Below are 19,956 nucleotides of genomic sequence, written 5' to 3' on the forward strand. Positions count from 1 at the left end.
GAACGATGAAAGGAAGGTACGAAATGGCAAAGAAACTTACGATACTCGTCACCGCCGCTTTGATGGGCACGACGGCTTTCGCGCCGCTGGCCATCGCTCAGGGCAACACTCAGCCCGCACCGGCAAATCCGGGCGCGCAGACGGAACCGGCAACACCGCCCGCCACACCCATGACGCCTGCGGCTCCTTCGGCCAATGACAGCGCGGCCACCACGACAGGCGGCGCCTATCTGACCGAGCAGGGTGAAACCCAGGTGAGCGCCAACGACTATATCGGCAAGTCGGTCTATACCGCCGCCGATGAGAGCATCGGTAACGTCACCAACCTCATCATGAAAGAAGACGGCGGTCTGGTCGCAGCAGTGATCGGCGTCGGCGGCTTCCTCGGCATCGGCGCCAAGGATGTGGCAGTTCCCATGGATAAGGTCACGATGACGCGCAATACGCAGGATGGCACCATCCGCCTGACCACCACCGAAACGGCGGAAACGTTGAAGGCAGCGCCGGAATTCAAGACGCTGGAGCAGAAGGCCAGCGAGAAGAATGCGGCAGCGCCGGCCGCTCCTGACAGCACGACCACATCGGCAACCAAGCCTTAATTCCCAATCCCTGGGAGGCAGGAGCGGGACGGGCTTCGATCAGTCGTCCCGCGAAAGGCACCGGCCAGCTGGCCGGTGCTTTTTTGGTATGGGCGTAAGGTTGTTCAGTCCCCGGCATTGCGGGAGGAGTGCCACGCCCAGGCGGATTTGATGATATCCGACAGGGAGTAACGCGGTTCCCAGCCGAGAACCTCTCTGGCCTTGTCGTTATTGGCAACGAGGGTGGTGGAATCGCCGTCACGCCGCCCGGTATATTCGACGGGGAAGGGGCGGCCGGAGACTTCGGAAATTGCCTCCAGCAGTTCCTTCACCGTGGTGCCGGTGCCGGTGCCGAGGTTAAGCTCGACAGTCTCGCCGCCCTCCAGCAGGTAATCCACTGCCCGCACATGCGCATCGGCAAGGTCGAGAATGTGGATATAGTCGCGCACGCAGGTGCCGTCGCGCGTGTCGTAATCTGTGCCGAACACCTTGAAGCCCTGACGCCGGCCCAGTGCAGCCTCGATGGCAAGCGGGATCGCGTGGGTTTCCGGCTTGTGCCATTCGCCGATGCGGCCTTCGAAATCCGCACCCGCAGCGTTGAAATAGCGCAACATTACCGAGCGCAGCCCCTTATAGGTGCTGTAATCCTTCAGCGCCTGCTCCACCACCCATTTGGTGCGGCCATAGGGGTTGATCGGCGCCTGCCGGTGCGTCTCGTCGATCGGCACCTGTTCCGGCAATCCGTAGGTCGCGCAGGTGGAGGAGAAAACGAAGGACGTGACGCCGGCATCGATGGCGGCGGAAAGCAGGTTGAGCGAACCGATGACGTTATTGTCGTAAAATGCGACCGGCTGCTTGACCGATTCGCCGACTTCGATCAGCGCGGCGAAGTGGAGGACGGCTTCCGGCTGGTGTTTGGCGAAGACTTCGTCCAGCCGCGCCCGGTCACGAATATCACCCTGTTCGAAAGGCCCCCAGCGGACAAATTCCTCATGCCCGTTGGAGAGATTGTCGAAAACAACTGGTTCATATCCTCGCTCAGACAGGAGAAGGCAGGTGTGCGAACCGATATAGCCGGCACCGCCGACGACAAGGACTTTCTTCTTCATCAATTGCCTTTCAGAAAATTACGGACGCGCAGAGACTGCCCGAGACTGTATGTCACTTTGTTCAAATAAGGGCGGCGTGGCACAGGATGCCATCAACCAGTCTATCCTTCGCGGGTAACATAAAAAAAACCGCGCATCCATCGTCTGGATGCGCGGTTGGTCTTGCCAGGCGGCCAAGAAGTTACTTGGTCTTTTTTGTACCCGCTCTCGTCGCGAGAAATCCGGCCGCAACAGCGACGGCAAGTGTCGCGTAAGGGCGTGCCTGGATTGCAAGCGAAAGCAGCGATTGCAGAGCGAGCGGCGCTGCCGTTAAAGGTGCTGCGGCAGCAAGCGGTGTCATCGGTCTGGTCGCGTAGACCCTCGGGCGTTTGAGGATGGCGAGCGCCACCAGCATGATAACACCGAGCAGAAAGGCAGAGCCCGCAACGACGAGCGCCGCCGGTCCAGCCCCAACGTGACGCGCGAGATAGATTGATCCCGCCACGACCGCTGCGACGAAGGCTATCAGGAAAAATATCCCTGCCAGCACCGATAATATAATGACGGAGCGCAGCCGTCTCGTGACGACACGCCCTTCACGCTGGGTCTCCCCCAGATAGACCAGCAATGCCTCAAGCATGAGCTTATCGACGCGTCAGGAGGGCAAGAACGAAGCCGACGCCAACGGCGATGCCGAGCGACTGCAGCGGGTTCTTCTGGACCTGATCGGTGAGGTTGTCGTTCAGCGTGGAAATCTCGTTGCGGACAGTATCCGCCATGTCGCTCGACGCAGAAATCGCATCGTCTGCGACCCGGGCGGCCTGTGCCTTCAGCTCGTAAGAGGCGCCGACGCCAAGCGCTTTCACGCTCTTGGCAAGATTTGCCAGATCGTCGCGAAGCTGGGCGAGCTGTGCGGCCACATCGGCTGCATCACCGTTTTCGAGGGATTGCTGGATCTTGTCATTAACGCTGCTACGCACGCTTGCCATGAGTGAAGTCCTTCCTGAACATCGTTGATGGAGTTGGCGACATGTCAACGACCGTCGCCGCCTAACTCTTGTTGCGGCGGCAGAAACAACCCGCCTGTCCGCGATTGAAACGCGCCCGCTGGCGCTTGGTTCCGTAACGTCATGTGTTTTCTTCAACCATATTGCTGAGCCGGGCATTTTTCAGGAATTCGCCCCCGGACATTTGTTTTCCTGTCACAAGCATCATATAAGGCCCATCATCCAAGACCGACCTTGACTTCAATCAATATGTGAAACGACATGCTGCAGACGCCCTATTACCTCATCGACAAGACAAAACTTCTTCGCAACATGGAGAAGATTGCCTATGTGCGGGAAAAATCCGGCGCCAAGGCGCTCTTGGCGCTGAAATGCTTCGCCACATGGTCGGTGTTCGATTTCATGTCGCAATATATGGACGGCACCACCTCGTCTTCGCTCTATGAAGTGCGTCTCGGTCGCGAGAAATTCGGTGGTGAGACCCATGCCTATTCCGTCGCCTATGCCGATTATGAAATCGACGAAGTGATCGCGAATGCCGACAAGATCATCTTCAATTCGATCGGCCAGCTGGAGCGTTTTGCGGAGAAGGCATCTAGCATCACCCGTGGTCTGCGCCTCAATCCGCAGGTCAGCTCCTCGAGCTTCGATCTTGCCGATCCTGCACGCCCCTTCAGCCGTCTTGGCGAGTGGGATGTCGCCAAGGTCGATAAGGTCATGGACCGCATTTCCGGTTTCATGATCCACAATAATTGCGAAAACGGTGATTTCTCGCTGTTCGACCGCATGCTGACGCAGATCGAAGAGAAATTCGGATCGCTGTTGTCGCGTGCCGAATGGGTGAGCCTCGGTGGCGGCATTCATTTCACCGGTGACGATTATCCGCTCGACCAGTTCTGCGACCGTCTGCGCGCCTTCTCCGAAAAATATGGCGTGCAGGTCTATCTGGAGCCGGGCGAGGCCTCGATCACCAAGAGCACGACGCTCGAGGTGACGGTTCTCGATACGCTGTTCAACGGCAAGAACCTCGCCATCGTCGACAGTTCCATCGAAGCCCACATGCTCGATCTGCTGATCTACCGCGAAACCGCGAAGGTTTCGCCGAATGAGGGCGAGCATCCTTACATGGTCTGCGGCAAGTCCTGCCTTGCCGGCGATATTTTCGGCGATTTCCGCTTCGACAAGGAGCTGAAGGTGGGGGACCGCATCTCCTTCCAGGACGCGGCCGGTTACACCATGGTCAAGAAGAACTGGTTCAACGGCGTGAAGATGCCGGCGATCGCCATCAAGGAACTGGACGGCTCCGTGCGCGCCGTTCGTGAATTCGACTTTGCCGATTTCGAGCAAAGCCTGTCTTAAACCCTGTTTTTAACATCAACGAAGCTTATCCCTGCGGGGAAAAGGAGGCATCACCTGAAATGAAGAAGAACGTTCTGATCATCGGCGCCGGTGGCGTAGCACAGGTCGTGGCGCATAAATGCGCCCAGAACAGCGATGTATTGGGAGACATTCATATTGCGTCACGGACTTTGGAAAAGTGCCGCAAGATTGTCGAGTCCGTACGCGAAAAGAAGAGCCTCAAGACAGATGTGAAGCTTGAGGCCCATGCGCTTGACGCTATGGATATCGAGGCGACGAAAGCCTTGATCAGGAAAACCGGCGTGGAAATCGTCATCAATGTCGGTTCGGCTTTCGTCAACATGTCCGTTCTTCGTGCCTGCATGGACACGGGTGTTGCCTATATGGATACCGCGATCCACGAGGATCCGACCAAGATCTGCGAAGCGCCGCCGTGGTATGGAAACTACGAGTGGAAGCGCGCGGAAGAATGCAAGGAAAAGGGCATTACCGCCATTCTCGGCGTCGGTTTCGACCCGGGCGTCGTCAACGCCTATGCCCGCCTTGCCAAGGATGACTATTTCGACAAGGTCACTTCGGTCGATATCGTCGATATCAATGCCGGCAGCCATGGCCGCTGGTTCTCGACAAACTTCGATCCGGAAATCAACTTCCGCGAATTCACCGGCGTCGTTTATTCCTGGCAGAATGGTCAGTGGCAGACGAACCAGATGTTCGAAGTCGGCCAGGAATTCGACCTGCCCGTCGTCGGCAAGCAGAAGGCCTATATGACCGGCCATGATGAGGTGCATTCGCTGTCCAAAAATATGGAGGGTGCCGATGTGCGCTTCTGGATGGGCTTCGGTGATCACTACATCAACGTCTTCACCGTGCTGAAGAACCTCGGTCTCCTGTCCGAAAAGCCGGTCAAGACGGCAGAAGGTCTGGAAGTCGTGCCGCTGAAGGTGGTGAAGGCCGTCCTGCCCGATCCGTCGTCGCTGGCGCCCGACTATGTCGGCAAGACCTGCATTGGCGATATCGTCAAGGGCATCAAGGACGGCAAGGAACGCGAAGTCTTCATCTACAACGTGGCCGACCACAAGGAAGCTTACGAGGAAGTCGGCTCGCAGGGCATCTCCTACACCGCCGGCGTTCCCCCGGTCGCTGCCGCCATGCTGATTGCGACAGGCGAATGGGATGTTAAGCAGATGGCGAATGTTGAAGAACTGCCGCCGAAGCCGTTCCTGAACATCCTGAACAAGATTGGTCTGCCGAACCGTATCAAGGATGAAAACGGCGATCGCGCGCTGGAGTTCTGAGCGCAGCGTTCTTGACGGATAGAGACAGAAAAGCCCCGCGAATGCGGGGCTTTTTCTTTGCTATACAGATTATCTATCGCGCACTGGACGCAAAACGGGTGTAGTGCCCAGACGATGGAAAGAGGTCTAGCCAGTTACGCGACGTCATCCTCGGCCCTGTGCCACTGCTGTCCGGTTTAAATTTGTAGACATGGCGCACGGTGTTGATTCTACTCGTATTCGAACGTTTGGCGACGATCTCGGACACGAACAGGAAAAACACCGTGCGGCACTACAATAGCGTATTCCACGATCTGTTGAAGCGGGTGGCTTGGAGCAGGTTCGACAGGCTTGTGGATGAGCATGGCGCCGACAAGCATGTGCGCCGGCTGTCAACGAAGAGCCAGTTCATCGCCCTGCTTTACGGCCAGTTGTCCGGAGCCGTCAGTCTGCGCGAGATCGTCGGCGGCCTCGAAAGCCATGCCGCGCGGCTTTATCACGTCGGTGGAAGGCCGGTGTCGCGCTCGACGCTGTGCGATGCCAATGCACGGCGCTCAAGCGAGGTCTTTGCCGGTCTGTTTCGCGAGATGGTCGCCCGCGCGGGCCGCGGGTTGCGCCGGTCGGTGTCGGAGGCCACCTATCTCATCGACGCGACCGGCGTTCGGCTGAGCGGGGCCGGGTGCGACTGGGCACGGTTTTCCCATCAGGCCTGCGGCGCCAAGGTTCATGTCGTCTACGACGCCGATGCCGAGCGACCGATCTATGCGGCGGTCACGCCCGCCAATGTCAACGACATCACAGCCGCCAAGGCCATGCCGATCGCGGCGGGTGCGACCTATGTGTTCGATCTTGGCTATTATGATTTCGGCTGGTGGGCGGCGCTCGACAAGGCCGGCTGCCGCATCGTCACGCGGTTCAAGTCCCATACGAAGCTGACCGTAACAAGCCAGCAAGCTGTCAGCGGCGATGGCATCGTCCTCTTCGATCGCATCGGGCTTCTGCCCGCCCGCATGGCGGCAAGCCGCCGCAATCGGTTTGGCGACCCCGTGCGGGAGATCACAGTCAGGACGCAGACGGGCAAGGTGCTGCGACTGCTGACCAACGATCTCGACGCGCCCGCACAGGAGATCGCCGATCTCTACAAACGGCGCTGGGCGATCGAACTGTTCTTTCGCTGGGTCAAGCAGACGCTGAGGATCCGGCATTTCCTTGGCAACAGCGAGAACGCCGTGCGCATCCAGATCGCCGTGGCGCTCATCGCCTATCTATTGTTGCGCATGGCGCAGGCAGACCAGAAACTCGTCCAAAGCCCACTGGCATTCGCACGCCTGGTGCGCGCCAATCTTATGCATCGCCGAAGAACCGACAGCCTCACAAGGCCGCCACCAGCTAAAACCGCCGATCCAAGACAGATGACACTTCTCGGAATGGAAATTTAAACCGGACAGCAGTGGCCCTGTGCCGAGGATCCAATCACGTTGAATAAAATCAATAGGTTGCAGATCCTCGGGACAAGCCCGAGGATGACGTTGAGAGCGGGTATGCCTGCCGCCGCCGTCAGTCGCAGAGTGACCTCAACCTTTCGTCGGCTTCGGCCCACGCTTCTCGAAAGGCTTGTCCTTCTTGCCCTCGTATTTCGGCTTGTCGCCAAAGGGCTTTTTCTTCTTCCAGGGCTTGTCTTCGCCCTTGCGGTCGTCACGGGGGGCGCTTGCATTGTCCGGCTTGCTGAATTTCCGCTGCGCCTTGGCCGGGCGGGTGTCTTCGCGGACGCCGCCGGTCATTTCCGGCTTGCCTTCCAGCGCCTTCAGGCGAATGCCCTTCTCCAGCATCATGTCCTTGCCGATGGCGGAGGTGAAACGGTCGACGGCATCGGCGGCCAGTTCCACGAAGGTCTCCGTCTGCTGCATGCGGATCGCGCCGATATCCTGGCGGGTGATCTTGCCGAAACGGCAAAGCATCGGGATGAGCCAGCGCGGCTCGGCGCTCTGCTTGCGGCCAACGGACAGCGAGAACCATGCGCTGTCGGAGAAGTCGGAGCGTTCGCGGCGCGGTGCGTTGTTTTCGACGGTCTCGAAGCTGTCGCGGCGCGGCTTGCGGCTGTTATCGAGCGAAACTTCGGTGATGTCTTCAGGCGCGGAACGTCCGGCATGGTAGAGACGCACGAAGGCGGCGGCGACTTTTTCCGCGCCATGCTGTTCGAGCAGCTTGGTGACGAAATCGCGTTCGTCCTCGGCCACGGCTTCGCTGAGTGTTGGATCGGCCAGAAGCCTTGCACCATCACGCTCGACGATCTCTTCGACGGAGGGCGGGTGAACCCACGTCGGGCTGACCTTTGCGCCTTCGAGAAGACGCTCGGCCTTGCGGCGCTGGCTTACGGGCACAACAATGGCGCTGACACCCTTTTGCCCGGCGCGGCCGGTACGGCCCGAACGGTGCAGAAGCGTTTCGGAATTGGTCGGCAGGTCGGCGTGGATAACGAGTTCGAGGCCCGGCAGGTCGATGCCGCGGGCGGCAACGTCGGTTGCCACGCAAACGCGGGCGCGGCCGTCACGCATGGCCTGCAGGGCGTGTGTGCGCTCGTTCTGGGTGAGTTCACCGGAGAGAGCCACGACCGAAAAGCCGCGATTGTTCAGCCGGGCCGTCAGATGGTTGACGGCGGCGCGCGTGGAGCAGAAAACGATGGCGTTGCGGGCTTCATAAAAGCGCAGCGCGTTGATGATGGCGTTTTCGCGGTCCGACGGCGATACCAGCAGGGCACGGTATTCGATATCCACATGCTGCTTCTGTTCGGAAGCGGTGGCGATGCGCACTGCGTTCTTCTGGTAGCTTTCGGCCAGCTTGGCGATGCTGCGCGGCACGGTGGCCGAGAACATCAGCGTGCGACGGTTTTCGGGCGATTCTTCCAGAATGAATTCCAGATCTTCGCGGAAGCCGAGATCGAGCATCTCGTCGGCTTCATCCAGCACCACGGCGCGGATGGACGAAAGGTCGAGTGCACCCCGCTTGATGTGGTCGCACAGGCGGCCAGGCGTACCGACGACGATATGGGCGCCGCGCTCCAGCGCCCGGCGCTCGTTGCGGATATCCATGCCGCCGACGCAGGACGCGATCGACACGCCAGCGAATTCATAAAGCCATTCCAGCTCGCGCTTGACCTGCATGGCCAGTTCGCGGGTTGGTGCGATTGCCAGCGCTAGTGGTGCGGAAGCCTGACCGAAGCGGGTATTTTCCGAAAGCAGCGTGGTCGCAAGCGCGATGCCGAAGGCAACCGTCTTGCCGGAGCCGGTCTGCGCGGAAACCAGCGCGTCCTTGTCGGCCAGCTCAGGCGCAAGCATGGCCTGCTGTACGGGGGTCAAGTCTTTATAACCGCGTTTTTCCAACGCCTGCGCGATCGCCGGGGCGATACCCTGGGTGTCTGTCATCTACCGTCTTTCGGATATGAAGCTGCCCGCATCCGCCCGAAACCAATAGGTCCTAAAGTCTCCGGGGCAGCCGATACGGGCCATTTCGGCCATCTGGCCGGTTGCATTGCCGCGCTCCATACTGCGAATAGGCCGGTTTGTACAGTGCACTGCGGTACGCTCTTTTACGGGTGTTTTATCCTGCTAACCGTTCTGCGGCGTCTTCATCCGTTTTGAAGGCGGCTCAAAAGGCGTACCGCATGGTTCATAAACGGCATTGCGTGCCCCCCACCTTTTCGCTAAGAGACCCGCAACTTGAGGCTCTTTTTTAAGGAAGGGCCGACTGGGTTTGTTCTTGTCCGTCCGTTTTCCTGAAGGAGCCGGCGGGAAAATGGGATGGTACTGGTCAAGGCTATGGCTCGCATTGTCATGAAATTCGGCGGCACGTCCGTCGCGAACCTCGAACGCATTCACAATGTCGCACGGCATGTGAAACGCGAAGTGGATGCCGGCCATGAAGTGGCCGTAGTCGTTTCCGCCATGTCCGGCAAAACCAACGAATTGGTGGACTGGGTGCAGAATGCTGCGAAGGTGGCCGGCACCAACGCCGCCTCCTTTTATGATGCGCGCGAATATGACGCGGTTGTCGCATCCGGCGAGCAGGTGACATCAGGCCTGCTGGCAATCACCCTGCAGTCCATGGGCATCAATGCGCGCTCCTGGCAGGGCTGGCAGATCCCGATCCGCACCGATAACGCCCATGGCGCCGCCCGTATTCTCGAGATCGACGGGTCCGATATCGTCAAGCGCATGGGTGAGGGACAGGTTGCCGTTGTCGCTGGTTTCCAGGGCATCGGTCCGGATAACCGCATCGCGACGCTCGGCCGCGGCGGCTCGGACACGTCGGCTGTGGCCATTGCCGCCGCCGTCAAGGCGGATCGCTGCGACATCTATACCGATGTCGACGGCGTCTACACCACCGATCCGCGCATCGAGCCCAAGGCTCGCCGCATGAAGAAGATCGCCTTCGAGGAAATGCTCGAAATGGCGTCTCTCGGCGCGAAGGTTCTGCAGGTTCGCTCAGTTGAGCTTGCCATGGTACACAAGGTGCGCACCTTCGTTCGCTCCAGTTTCGAGGATCCCGATGCGCCGGGCATGGGCGACCTCATCAACCCGCCCGGTACTTTGATTTGTGACGAGGATGAAATCGTGGAACAGGAAGTCGTAACCGGCATCGCCTATGCCAAGGATGAAGCACAGATTTCGCTGCGCCGTGTGGCCGACCGTCCGGGCGTCTCCGCCGCGATCTTCGGACCGCTGGCGGAAGCGCATATCAACGTTGACATGATCGTGCAGAACATCTCCGAAGACGGTTCGCGCACCGACATGACCTTCACCGTCCCCTCGGGCGACGTTGCCAAGGCGCTCAAGGTTCTCGATGACAACAAGGCGCAGATCGGCTTTGACGTCGCGCAGAACGAAACGGGCCTTGCCAAGGTTTCGGTCATCGGTATCGGCATGCGCAGCCACGCCGGCGTTGCCGCCAGCGCGTTCAAGGCGCTTGCCGAGAAGAACATCAACATCAAGGCGATCACCACGTCAGAGATCAAGATTTCGATCCTGATCGACGGCGCCTACGCCGAACTTGCGGTTCGCACTTTGCATTCCGCCTACGGTCTCGATAAAGCTTAAGCCGAGACATCGGTTCCCGATGCTCCGATTCTTCGGAGTTGCGTTCTTCCGATGTGGCGTTTCATGAAAGCGTGTCCCTTGCGGGACGCGCTTCTCGCGCTATAAATTTTTAAATGACGTTTTGATTCTCGAATATTATGACATTCGGATCGGAAGCGTCGGGGAGCAAACGCGATGAGAGACCTTTCCGCAGGTCCGCGCGTCCTGCTCAAGCGGCTGCGCGAAATGATGGCGGAGCACCTTGAGCCGCAGGACCGCCTGGACCAGATCGTTCGCCAGATAGCCAGCAACATGGTGGCGGAGGTTTGCTCGGTTTACGTGCTGCGCTCCGACAGCGTGCTGGAGCTTTATGCCACCGAAGGTCTCAACAAGGATGCCGTGCATCTTGCCCAGCTGAAAATGGGGCAAGGTCTTGTCGGCACCATTGCCGCTTCCGCCCAGCCACTCAATCTTTCCGATGCGCAGGCGCATCCCGCTTTCCGTTATCTTCCTGAAACCGGTGAGGAAATTTATCATTCCTTCCTCGGCGTGCCGATTTTGCGCTCCGGTCGCACTCTTGGCGTTCTTGTGGTCCAGAACAAGGCCAGCCGAACATACCGGGAGGATGAAGTTGAAGCGCTCGAGACAACCGCGATGCTTATCGCTGAAATAGTGGCGAGCGGTGAGTTGAAAAAGATCACCCGCCCCGGTGTGGAGCTGGACCTGACGCGCGCCGTCTCCATCGATGGCGACGGTTATGGCGAAGGCATCGGTCTTGGCCATGTCGTGCTGCATGATCCGCGCATCGTCGTCACGAACCTGCTGAACGAGGACGCGGATACGGAAATCCGGCGTCTTGCCGATGCTATAGGGTCGCTCCGCCTGTCGATCGATGACATGTTGCAGCGCCGCGACGTGCCGACCGAAGGTGAGCACCGCGAGGTTCTCGAGACCTATCGCATGTTCGCCCACGATCAGGGCTGGGTGCGGCGCATGGAAGAGGCGATCCGCAACGGCCTGACGGCGGAAGCGGCGGTCGAGAAGGTGCAGAGCGACACCAAGGCGCGCATGATGCGCCTGACCGATCCCTATCTGCGCGAGCGCATGCATGATTTCGACGATCTCGCCAACCGGCTGCTGCGCCAGCTGATCGGTTTCGGCGGGCGTGGACCGGAACAGGATTTCCCGCTCGATGCCATCGTTCTGGCGCGCGCCATGGGTGCGGCCGAACTTTTGGATTATCCGCGTGAAAAACTGCGCGGGCTGGTACTCGAAGACGGCGCGGTGACGAGCCACGTCGTTATCGTGGCGCGCGCCATGGGCATTCCGATCATCGGGCAGGCGGCGGGCATTGTTGCGCTGGCCGAAAACAACGATCCGATCATCATCGATGGTGATGACGGTCAGGTGCATCTGCGCCCGATGTCGGATTTGCAGCGCGCCTATGAAGAAAAAGTGCGCCTGCGCGCCAAGCGGCAGGAGCAGTTCCGTGCGCTGCGCAATGTCGAGCCGATCACCAAGGATGGCCAGAAGGTCAATCTGAAGATGAATGCGGGCCTTCTCGTGGACCTGCCGCAGCTGGAGGAATCCGGCGCCGATGGCATCGGCCTGTTCCGCACCGAGCTGCAATTCATGATCGCCTCCAACATGCCCAAGGGCGAGGAGCAGGAGGCTTTCTACCGTTCGGTTTTGCGCCAGGCCAAGGGCAAGAGCGTCACTTTCCGCACGCTGGATATCGGTGGCGACAAGGTCGTTTCTTATATGCGCGGTCAGGAAGAGGAAAATCCGGCGCTCGGCTGGCGGGCGATCCGCCTGTCGCTCGACCGGCCGGGCCTGATGCGCACGCAGATGCGCGCGCTTTTGCGCGCCGCCTCCGGTGCGGAGCTGCGCATGATGCTGCCGATGGTGACTGAGGTTTCCGAAATCCGCGCCGCACGCGATCTGTTGCAGAAAGAAGTGCAGCATCTTTCGAAGTTCAGCCATGCGCTGCCGAAAAAGTTGCAGTTCGGCGCGATGCTGGAGGTCCCTTCGCTGATGTGGCAGCTCGATGAGCTGATGCAGGAGGTGGATTTCGTTTCCGTCGGCTCGAACGACCTGTTCCAGTTCTCGATGGCGGTCGATCGCGGCAATGCACGGGTGTCGGATCGTTTCGACAATCTCGGCAAGCCATTCCTGCGCATTTTGCGCGATATCGTGCGCGCCGGTGAAAGGCACCATACGTCGGTCACGCTATGCGGTGAAATGGCAAGCAAGCCGCTTTCGGCCATGGCTTTGATTGGTCTCGGCTTCCGTTCTGTTTCCATGTCGCCGACGGCGATCGGCCCGGTGAAGGCGATGCTGCTCGGGCTTGATGCCACAAAGCTTGCCGAAGAGCTGAACGCGGCGCTGGACGATCACAATTCGCTGGAAAGCGCGCGCGAGGTGTTGTTACGCTTTGCCGCGACGCATTCCATTCCCATTTAGAGCATTTCCAGGAAAAGTGGACCCCGGTTTTCCGTCCGGAAATGCGTTAAAGCAAAAAGTTAGAGCGCTTTCGCGTTTCGAAGAAAAGCGAAAGCGCTCTAAAAGACCTGTTTCATTATTGGAGTGACTGGTGGCGAAGCTTCCCGTCGAAAAAATGCGCGAGTTGGAAAGGCGTTTCGGAGAGATCGAAGCGCGCATGTCGGCCGGTCCGGCAGCGGATGTCTATGTGAAGCTGGCTTCGGAATATTCCGAACTTGAGCCGGTGGTGAAGAAAATCCGCGAATACGAGAAGGCGATCTCCGAGGCCGCCGATCTCGAGGCGCTGCTTGCCGACAAGACGACTGACAAGGACATGCGTGATCTGGCGGAAATGGAGCTGCCGGAGGTCGAAAGCCGCATCGGTGAGCTTGAAAAAGATATGCAGGTCCTGCTGCTTCCCAAGGATGCGGCGGATGAAAAAAGCGCGATCCTTGAAATCCGCGCCGGCACCGGCGGTTCCGAGGCGGCGCTGTTCGCCGGCGATCTGTTCCGCATGTATGAGCGCTTCGCTGCGACCAAGGGCTGGAAGGTTGAAGTTCTTTCCGCCAGCGAAGGCGAAGCGGGCGGTTACAAGGAAATCATCGCGACGATTAGCGGGCGAGGGGTGTTTTCCAAGCTGAAATTCGAATCCGGCGTGCACCGTGTGCAACGTGTGCCCGAAACGGAAGCGAGCGGCCGCATCCACACGTCGGCCGCCACCGTTGCGGTGCTGCCGGAAGCGGAGGACATCGACGTCGAAATTCGTCCGGAAGACATCCGCATCGATACGATGCGCGCTTCGGGTGCGGGCGGCCAGCACGTCAACACCACCGACTCCGCCGTTCGCATCACCCATCTTCCGACGGGCCTGATCGTCACCAGCTCGGAAAAATCGCAACATCAGAACCGCGCCAAGGCCATGCAGGTCCTGCGCTCGCGTCTTTATGACATCGAGCGGCAAAAGGTGGAGAGCGAACGCTCGGCCGACCGCAAGAGCCAGGTCGGTTCCGGCGATCGTTCCGAGCGCATCCGCACCTATAATTTTCCGCAGGGCCGCGTCACCGATCACCGCATCAATCTCACGCTCTATAAGCTGGATCGCATGATCGAAGGCGAGATCGATGAACTAGTGGATGCGCTGATTGCCGATTATCAGGCCGGCCAGCTGGCACAGCTTGGCGAGCAGCTTTGAGCACGGGGACTGAAGCGAGTGTCGCGAGCGCGCTTGCCGCCGCCCGCAAAAGGCTGCAGGCAGCCGGGATCGATGATCCGCTTGTCGATGCGCGGCTTCTGATTGCTGATGTTGTCGATTTTTCATTGACCGATTTCGTGATGAAGTCCGAACGGCCAGTCACCGTGGAAGAAAACGCCCGTATCGTCGCCATGATCGAGCGTCGGGCCTGCGGCGAACCGGTGCATCGCATTCTCGGCCACCGCGAGTTTCATGGCCTTGATCTTCTTCTGTCGAAGGAAACGCTCGAACCCCGCCCGGATACAGAGGTTCTCGTCGATACGCTGTTGCCGGCGTTAAAAGAGACGGTTTCCCGAAAGGGTAGCGCCCGCATTCTGGACTTGGGCACGGGAACGGGTGCGATCTGTCTGGCGCTTTTAAAGGAATGTGCGCAGGCGTCCGGTATCGGAAGTGATATTTCGGCCGATGCGCTGGAAACGGCGGCCAGAAATGCTGCTCGAAACGGTCTCAATTCACGCTTCGAAATCATTCGCAGTGACTGGTTCGAAAAAATCTCTGGTCGCTTTGACATAATTGTGTCGAATCCGCCCTATATAAGAACTGATATCGTTGCAACGCTCGACCAAGAGGTTCGTAACCACGATCCGATGGCTGCGCTGGATGGAGGTCAGGACGGCCTTGCACCGTACCGCCTCATTGCTGCCGACGCAGGCCGCTTTCTTGTGGAAAACGGGATTGTCGGTGTGGAGATCGGTTTCGATCAAAGGCTTGATGTTTCCGCTATATTTGCTTCCCACGGCTTCTCTCTTCTGGATGCCGTGAAGGATTATGGCGGTAACGACAGAGTTTTGACCTTCCGGAGATAGTTGTTCGCGATATGTCTGCGGATTTTTTGCAAGGATATTTTGCACAGCAAAAGAAAAGGCTTGGTTTTCCGCAGGAAGCGGGATAGTTTGCGGCCACATGCCGGGTGGCTGAGGACGAATTTAGATTCGTCAGGGTATGGGTCTCAGTCCCGAAGCGGGTTCTTTTAGAACCCTGAAGGCTGGGCGTTTCCGGCATGTGAATCAGTAAACTTTGTTCGCAGGTGGCTCGTTGCAGCATTTTGCGCGACCGGTCGTCATACGCGAGGTCTTGTCTGGGGTTATCTTCAGCAGGGCGCGTAATGCAGCAATTTCAGGAAAAATTTCCAGCGGTTTTCCGCCCGGAATTGCATGAAAATAATCAGATTGTCAGCAAAACAGAATTCAGGTGAGCAATTGATGAGGCCAGGACAGCAAAACAAGCGCGGCCGGGGGCGTGGAAGCAACAACAATAACAATGGTGGCGGTAACAACAACAACTTCAACCGCAAGGGCGGTAATCCGCTCACCAGGACTTATGACAGCTCCGGCCCCGATGTTAAAATCCGTGGCACAGCCCAGCACATAGCGGAAAAATACACGGCTCTGGCGCGCGACGCGCAGAGTTCCGGCGACCGCGTGATCGCTGAGAACTATCTGCAGCACGCTGAACATTATAACCGCATCATCGCGTCGGCTCAGGCCCAGATGCAGGAACGCTTCCAGCGCGACGACCGTGGCGAGTTCAATGCCGCCGATGGCGACGAGATGGATATGAACGACGGCGACGATAACTTCGTTGCACCGCAGCAGCAGGCCGAACAGGTCGAGCGCGCGCAGCAGCCGGAACGCCAGGAACGTACTGAGCGGAACGAACCGCGCCAGGAGCGTCGTGAGCGTCCGGATCGCCGCGAACGGCAGGAGCGTCAGCCGCGCCAGCCGCAGGTCGCCGCCGAACAGCAGCCGCCGGTCTACGATGCCAGCCAGGCACCGCAGCCCGTCATCGAAGGCACGCCCATGGAAGTGGCCGTCGAGGAAGAGCAGCAGCAGGCGGAAGCGCCGGCCGAACGCACACCCAAGACGCGCCGGGCAACCGGTCCGCGCCCGCGTCGCCCGCGTCGCACCGCCGCTGCGGAAGGTGCTGAAGGCGAAGATGCGCCGGCTGGTGATGATGCTGCAGCGACTACGCTTGAGAATGCTGCTGAATAAGCCGCGTCTGCAAATAAGCTCTGCGATTGAAAAACTCCGGCTTGCCGGAGTTTTTTGTTTTTGGCGATGGACGCGAGACGGGCTTTTGCCCCAGTCTGATGCGGGGCGGAATTGCTGTCGGTCAAGTCAGGCGAAAATTTCCCGCACAGCGGATTTTCGCCCCTTTAAACCCATGAAAATGCCTCCCATATTCGTGCAGGATGGACGGAAACCGCATTCGCCGGCGACCGACCATCGAGAGGCGGCGATCGTGAAATCCTATGAACACGGCTGTCGTAGCGGGGCTTGCCTTTGAGGGAGCCTCAACCCTAACACCCGGGTCCGTGCCGAAAGCGGGCGGACCGGTCAATGGAGGTTCGACTATGAATATTGAAAAATACTCCGAGCGCGTTCGCGGTTTTCTGCAATCGGCGCAGACCTTTGCGCTTGCCGAAAACCATCAGCAGTTCTCGCCCGAACATGTTTTGAAAGTTCTGCTTGATGATGAGCAGGGCATGGCCGCATCGCTGATCGAGCGCGCTGGCGGCGATGCCAGGGAAGCGCGTCTTGCCAATGACGCGGCGCTAGCAAAATTGCCCAAGGTTTCCGGCGGCAATGGCGGTCTTTCGCTGACGGCTCCGCTCGCCAAGGTATTCTCGACCGCAGAAGATCTTGCCAAGAAAGCCGGCGACAGTTTCGTGACCGTCGAGCGTCTTCTGCAGGCGCTTGCGATTGAAAGCTCCGCTTCCACCTCCGCTTCCCTGAAAAAGGCGGGTGCGAGTGCGCAGGCGCTCAATCAGGTCATCAACGACATTCGCAAGGGCCGCACCGCTGACAGCGCCAATGCCGAACAGGGCTTTGACGCGCTGAAGAAATATGCGCGCGATCTGACAGAGGAAGCCCGCGAGGGTAGACTCGACCCTGTCATCGGTCGTGACGACGAAATTCGTCGCACCATCCAGGTCCTGTCGCGCCGCACCAAGAACAATCCGGTGCTAATCGGTGAACCGGGCGTCGGTAAAACGGCGATTGCCGAAGGCCTTGCGCTGCGCATCGTCAATGGCGATGTGCCGGAGAGCCTGAAGGACAAAAAGCTGATGGCGCTCGATATGGGCGCGCTGATTGCCGGTGCGAAATATCGCGGTGAATTCGAAGAGCGCCTGAAGGCTGTGCTGAATGAGGTGCAGGCCGAGAATGGTGGCATCATCCTGTTCATCGATGAGATGCACACGCTGGTCGGCGCCGGCAAGGCCGATGGCGCGATGGATGCGTCCAATCTGCTGAAGCCTGCGCTTGCCCGTGGTGAGCTGCACTGCGTTGGCGCCACCACGCTTGATGAATACCGCAAGCATGTAGAGAAGGATCCAGCCCTTGCCCGCCGTTTCCAGCCCGTTCTGGTGGATGAGCCGAACGTCGAGGATACGATCTCGATCTTGCGCGGTCTGAAGGAAAAATACGAACAGCATCACAAGGTCCGCATCTCGGATTCGGCCCTGGTTGCGGCTGCGACGCTTTCCAACCGTTATATCACCGACCGCTTCCTGCCGGACAAGGCAATCGACCTGATGGATGAGGCTGCCTCGCGTCTTCGCATGCAGGTGGATTCCAAGCCGGAAGAACTGGACGAACTGGATCGCCGTATCATTCAGCTGAAGATCGAGCGCGAAGCCCTGAAGCAGGAAACGGATCAATCGTCGGTTGACCGCCTGAAGAAGCTTGAGGACGAACTGGCCGATACGGAAGAAAAGGCAGATGCACTGACGGCCCGCTGGCAGGCGGAAAAGCAGAAGCTCGGCCATGCCGCCGACCTGAAGAAGCGGCTCGACGAAGCCCGCAACGAATTGGCGATTGCCCAGCGCAACGGTCAGTTCCAGCGGGCCGGTGAGTTGACCTACGGCATCATTCCGGGTCTCGAAAAGGAACTGGCTGCGGCGGAAGCACGCGACAGCAGCGGCGCCGGTTCGATGGTTCAGGAAGTGGTGACACCGGACAATATTGCCCACGTCGTCTCCCGCTGGACCGGCATTCCGGTCGACAAGATGCTGGAAGGCCAGCGCGAAAAGCTGTTGCGCATGGAAGACGAGCTCGCCAAGTCCGTTGTCGGACAGGGTGAGGCCGTGCAGGCGGTGTCGAAGGCGGTTCGCCGTTCGCGCGCCGGTCTTCAGGATCCGAACCGACCGATCGGCTCGTTCATCTTCCTCGGCCCGACGGGCGTGGGCAAGACCGAGCTGACCAAGTCGCTCGCCCGCTTCCTGTTCGACGACGAAACCGCGATGGTTCGCCTCGATATGTCGGAATATATGGAGAAACACTCCGTTGCCCGGCTGATCGGCGCACCTCCCGGTTATGTCGGTTACGAAGAGGGCGGTGCCCTGACGGAAGCGGTTCGTCGCCGGCCCTATCAGGTCGTGCTGTTCGACGAGATCGAGAAAGCGCATCCTGATGTCTTCAACGTTCTGTTGCAGGTGCTGGATGATGGCCGCCTGACGGATGGTCAGGGCCGCACCGTCGATTTCAAGAACACCATCATCATCATGACCTCGAACCTCGGTTCGGAATTCATGACGCAGATGGGCGACAATGACGATGTGGATTCGGTTCGCGAACTGGTCATGGAGAGGGTTCGGTCGCATTTCCGGCCGGAATTCCTCAACCGTATCGACGATATCATCCTGTTCCACCGCCTGCGGCGCGACGAAATGGGTGCGATCGTGGAAATCCAGTTGAAGCGCCTCGTATCTCTTCTGGCCGATCGCAAGATCACGCTCGAACTGGATGAGGATGCCCGCAACTGGCTTGCCAACAAGGGTTACGATCCGGCTTATGGTGCGCGTCCGCTGAAGCGGGTGATCCAGAAATCGGTTCAGGACCGGCTTGCGGAAATGATCCTCGGCGGTGAAATCCCCGATGGTTCGCGGGTCAAGGTAACCTCGGGCACCGACCGGTTGCTGTTCAAGGTCAAACCCGCCAAGGGTGAGGCCGAGACCGAAACGGCCGATGCAGCATAAAATGAAAGGGCTCCGGAAACGGAGCCCTTTTCATATGATCGGTACTGTTGATTTGGAATTCGCTGGGATCAGCGGCTCGCCACCTGATTGGGCTTTTCATCGATGTTGAGCAGATTGTCGATGCGTTTTCTCTCATCGGAGAAACGGGCCAGTGCCACGCCGGAAAGCGACTTTCCGCCCGGCAGGCGCACCTTCATCGCGTCCACTTTCGTGCCGTTGACGATCAGCTCGTAATGCAGATGCGCACCGGTCGAAAGGCCGGTCGAACCGACATAACCGATCACCTGACCCTGCCGGACCTTGGAGCCCTCGGTGACGCCCTTGGCGATCGCACTCTGGTGGTTATAGGAGGAGACGTAGCCATTGGCATGGCGGATCAGGGTCTGGTTGCCGTAACCGGAGGCCCAGCCGGCCTTTTCCACCGTGCCGTTGCCGGTCGCGATGATCGGCGTGCCACGGGCTGCCGCCCAGTCGGTGCCGGTATGCATGCGGCTGAATTTCAGGACGGGGTGGCGACGCATGCCGAAACCGGAGGTCATGCGGCCGTTCGGAACGGGGTTGCGCAACAGGAATTGCCGGATGCTCTTGCCGTTCTCGTCGAAATAATCGACGCTGTTATCCTCGGGGCTCTGGAACCGGTAAAAACGTGTCTCGTTGTCACCGAACTTGGCATTGACGTAAAGCAGTTCGGATTTGTCCGTCGCCTTGCCGTCCGCATCTTCCACCGAGAAAAAGGCTTCCAGCGTATCGCTCGGTTTCAGCTGCGCCTGGAAATCGACGCTGCTGGCGAGAAGCTTGATGAGCTGCGAGACCATGCTCTGGTTCATGCCATAAGCGAGAGCAGCACGGTAAACCCCGTCATAG

General features: G+C 59.2%; 15 protein-coding genes (1 of these 15 cut by a window edge). 10 read left to right on the forward strand and 5 right to left on the reverse strand.

Annotation, left to right across the window (positions count from 1 at the left end):
• Positions 1-23 precede the first annotated feature (23 nt).
• Positions 24-599: a PRC-barrel domain-containing protein gene (locus CFBP5499_RS22030; protein ID WP_080828256.1), complete on the forward strand. Its 576-nt coding sequence runs from the start codon at positions 24-26 to the stop codon at positions 597-599.
• A gap of 104 nt (positions 600-703) precedes the next feature.
• On the opposite strand, the gene galE is transcribed toward CFBP5499_RS22030, so the two are convergent.
• From galE to CFBP5499_RS22045, 3 genes are all read right to left on the reverse strand, one after another.
• The gene (gene galE, locus CFBP5499_RS22035; protein ID WP_130932535.1) at positions 704-1,687 is read right to left on the reverse strand and encodes a UDP-glucose 4-epimerase GalE; all 984 of its coding nucleotides are present in this window, start codon (positions 1,685-1,687) and stop codon (positions 704-706) included.
• A gap of 181 nt (positions 1,688-1,868) precedes the next feature.
• A complete protein-coding gene (locus tag CFBP5499_RS22040; RefSeq protein ID WP_077984945.1) occupies positions 1,869-2,306 on the reverse strand; it encodes a hypothetical protein in 438 nt (145 codons plus the stop codon).
• 4 nt (positions 2,307-2,310) lie between these two features.
• The gene (locus tag CFBP5499_RS22045) at positions 2,311-2,655 is read right to left on the reverse strand and encodes a DUF883 family protein (protein WP_130932534.1); all 345 of its coding nucleotides are present in this window, start codon (positions 2,653-2,655) and stop codon (positions 2,311-2,313) included.
• A 279-nt stretch (positions 2,656-2,934) separates the two neighbouring features.
• On the opposite strand from CFBP5499_RS22045, the gene nspC reads away from it, so the two are divergent.
• The 3 genes from nspC (at position 2,935) to CFBP5499_RS22060 (ending at position 6,748) form a co-directional block, all read left to right on the forward strand.
• Positions 2,935-4,032: a carboxynorspermidine decarboxylase gene (gene nspC / locus CFBP5499_RS22050; protein ID WP_080828251.1), complete on the forward strand. Its 1,098-nt coding sequence runs from the start codon at positions 2,935-2,937 to the stop codon at positions 4,030-4,032.
• Positions 4,033-4,091: 59 nt separating this feature from the next.
• Positions 4,092-5,330 (forward strand): saccharopine dehydrogenase family protein, encoded by a 1,239-nt coding sequence (locus CFBP5499_RS22055; RefSeq protein ID WP_080828249.1) that lies wholly within the window; start codon positions 4,092-4,094, stop codon positions 5,328-5,330.
• A gap of 263 nt (positions 5,331-5,593) precedes the next feature.
• Positions 5,594-6,748, forward strand: coding sequence for an IS4 family transposase (locus CFBP5499_RS22060; RefSeq protein WP_137066283.1), 1,155 nt, complete (start codon positions 5,594-5,596; stop codon positions 6,746-6,748).
• 135 nt (positions 6,749-6,883) lie between these two features.
• On the opposite strand, the gene CFBP5499_RS22065 is transcribed toward CFBP5499_RS22060, so the two are convergent.
• A complete protein-coding gene (locus tag CFBP5499_RS22065; protein ID WP_080828247.1) occupies positions 6,884-8,731 on the reverse strand; it encodes a DEAD/DEAH box helicase in 1,848 nt (615 codons plus the stop codon).
• Between the two features lie 393 nt (positions 8,732-9,124).
• Between CFBP5499_RS22065 and CFBP5499_RS22075 the strand changes: the two genes are divergently transcribed.
• The 6 genes from CFBP5499_RS22075 (at position 9,125) to clpB (ending at position 19,092) form a co-directional block, all read left to right on the forward strand.
• Positions 9,125-10,402: an aspartate kinase gene (locus tag CFBP5499_RS22075; RefSeq protein WP_080830138.1), complete on the forward strand. Its 1,278-nt coding sequence runs from the start codon at positions 9,125-9,127 to the stop codon at positions 10,400-10,402.
• A 174-nt stretch (positions 10,403-10,576) separates the two neighbouring features.
• Positions 10,577-12,844, forward strand: coding sequence for a phosphoenolpyruvate--protein phosphotransferase (gene ptsP, locus CFBP5499_RS22080; RefSeq protein WP_080828245.1), 2,268 nt, complete (start codon positions 10,577-10,579; stop codon positions 12,842-12,844).
• 130 nt (positions 12,845-12,974) lie between these two features.
• Positions 12,975-14,054: a peptide chain release factor 1 gene (gene prfA / locus CFBP5499_RS22085; protein ID WP_080828243.1), complete on the forward strand. Its 1,080-nt coding sequence runs from the start codon at positions 12,975-12,977 to the stop codon at positions 14,052-14,054.
• On the forward strand, positions 14,051-14,920 hold the full coding sequence (gene prmC / locus CFBP5499_RS22090) for a peptide chain release factor N(5)-glutamine methyltransferase (RefSeq protein ID WP_080828242.1): 870 nt from the start codon (positions 14,051-14,053) through the stop codon (positions 14,918-14,920). The genes prfA and prmC overlap by 4 nt, the downstream gene beginning before the upstream one ends.
• A 396-nt stretch (positions 14,921-15,316) precedes the next feature.
• The gene (locus CFBP5499_RS22095; RefSeq protein ID WP_080828240.1) at positions 15,317-16,105 is read left to right on the forward strand and encodes a DUF4167 domain-containing protein; all 789 of its coding nucleotides are present in this window, start codon (positions 15,317-15,319) and stop codon (positions 16,103-16,105) included.
• A gap of 362 nt (positions 16,106-16,467) precedes the next feature.
• Positions 16,468-19,092, forward strand: a complete 2,625-nt coding sequence (clpB, locus tag CFBP5499_RS22100) for an ATP-dependent chaperone ClpB (protein WP_080828238.1) — start codon at positions 16,468-16,470, stop codon at positions 19,090-19,092.
• A 68-nt stretch (positions 19,093-19,160) separates the two neighbouring features.
• Here the strand turns inward: clpB and CFBP5499_RS22105 are convergent, their stop codons facing one another.
• Positions 19,161-19,956: the 3' end of a M23 family metallopeptidase gene (locus CFBP5499_RS22105; RefSeq protein ID WP_080828235.1), read on the reverse strand. The gene runs 1,151 nt beyond the window's last position; only the last 796 of its 1,947 coding nucleotides appear in the window; its start codon lies off the right edge, out of view; its stop codon occupies positions 19,161-19,163.

The sequence above is a fragment of the Agrobacterium tumefaciens genome (genome assembly GCF_005221325.1).
Classification (GTDB): domain Bacteria; phylum Pseudomonadota; class Alphaproteobacteria; order Rhizobiales; family Rhizobiaceae; genus Agrobacterium.

What these genes read in the sequence shown, in the direction of transcription:
- CFBP5499_RS22040 (WP_077984945.1), bottom strand. Translation starts at nt 2,306, where the DNA reads ATGCTTGAGGCATTGCTGGTCTATCTGGGGGAGACCCAGCGTGAAGGG.
- CFBP5499_RS22065 (WP_080828247.1), bottom strand. Translation starts at nt 8,731, where the DNA reads ATGACAGACACCCAGGGTATCGCCCCGGCGATCGCGCAGGCGTTGGAA.
- CFBP5499_RS22075 (WP_080830138.1), top strand. Translation starts at nt 9,125, where the DNA reads ATGGCTCGCATTGTCATGAAATTCGGCGGCACGTCCGTCGCGAACCTC.
- galE (WP_130932535.1), bottom strand. Translation starts at nt 1,687, where the DNA reads ATGAAGAAGAAAGTCCTTGTCGTCGGCGGTGCCGGCTATATCGGTTCG.
- CFBP5499_RS22030 (WP_080828256.1), top strand. Translation starts at nt 24, where the DNA reads ATGGCAAAGAAACTTACGATACTCGTCACCGCCGCTTTGATGGGCACG.
- clpB (WP_080828238.1), top strand. Translation starts at nt 16,468, where the DNA reads ATGAATATTGAAAAATACTCCGAGCGCGTTCGCGGTTTTCTGCAATCG.
- CFBP5499_RS22095 (WP_080828240.1), top strand. Translation starts at nt 15,317, where the DNA reads ATGAGGCCAGGACAGCAAAACAAGCGCGGCCGGGGGCGTGGAAGCAAC.
- ptsP (WP_080828245.1), top strand. Translation starts at nt 10,577, where the DNA reads ATGAGAGACCTTTCCGCAGGTCCGCGCGTCCTGCTCAAGCGGCTGCGC.
- nspC (WP_080828251.1), top strand. Translation starts at nt 2,935, where the DNA reads ATGCTGCAGACGCCCTATTACCTCATCGACAAGACAAAACTTCTTCGC.
- CFBP5499_RS22055 (WP_080828249.1), top strand. Translation starts at nt 4,092, where the DNA reads ATGAAGAAGAACGTTCTGATCATCGGCGCCGGTGGCGTAGCACAGGTC.
- CFBP5499_RS22045 (WP_130932534.1), bottom strand. Translation starts at nt 2,655, where the DNA reads ATGGCAAGCGTGCGTAGCAGCGTTAATGACAAGATCCAGCAATCCCTC.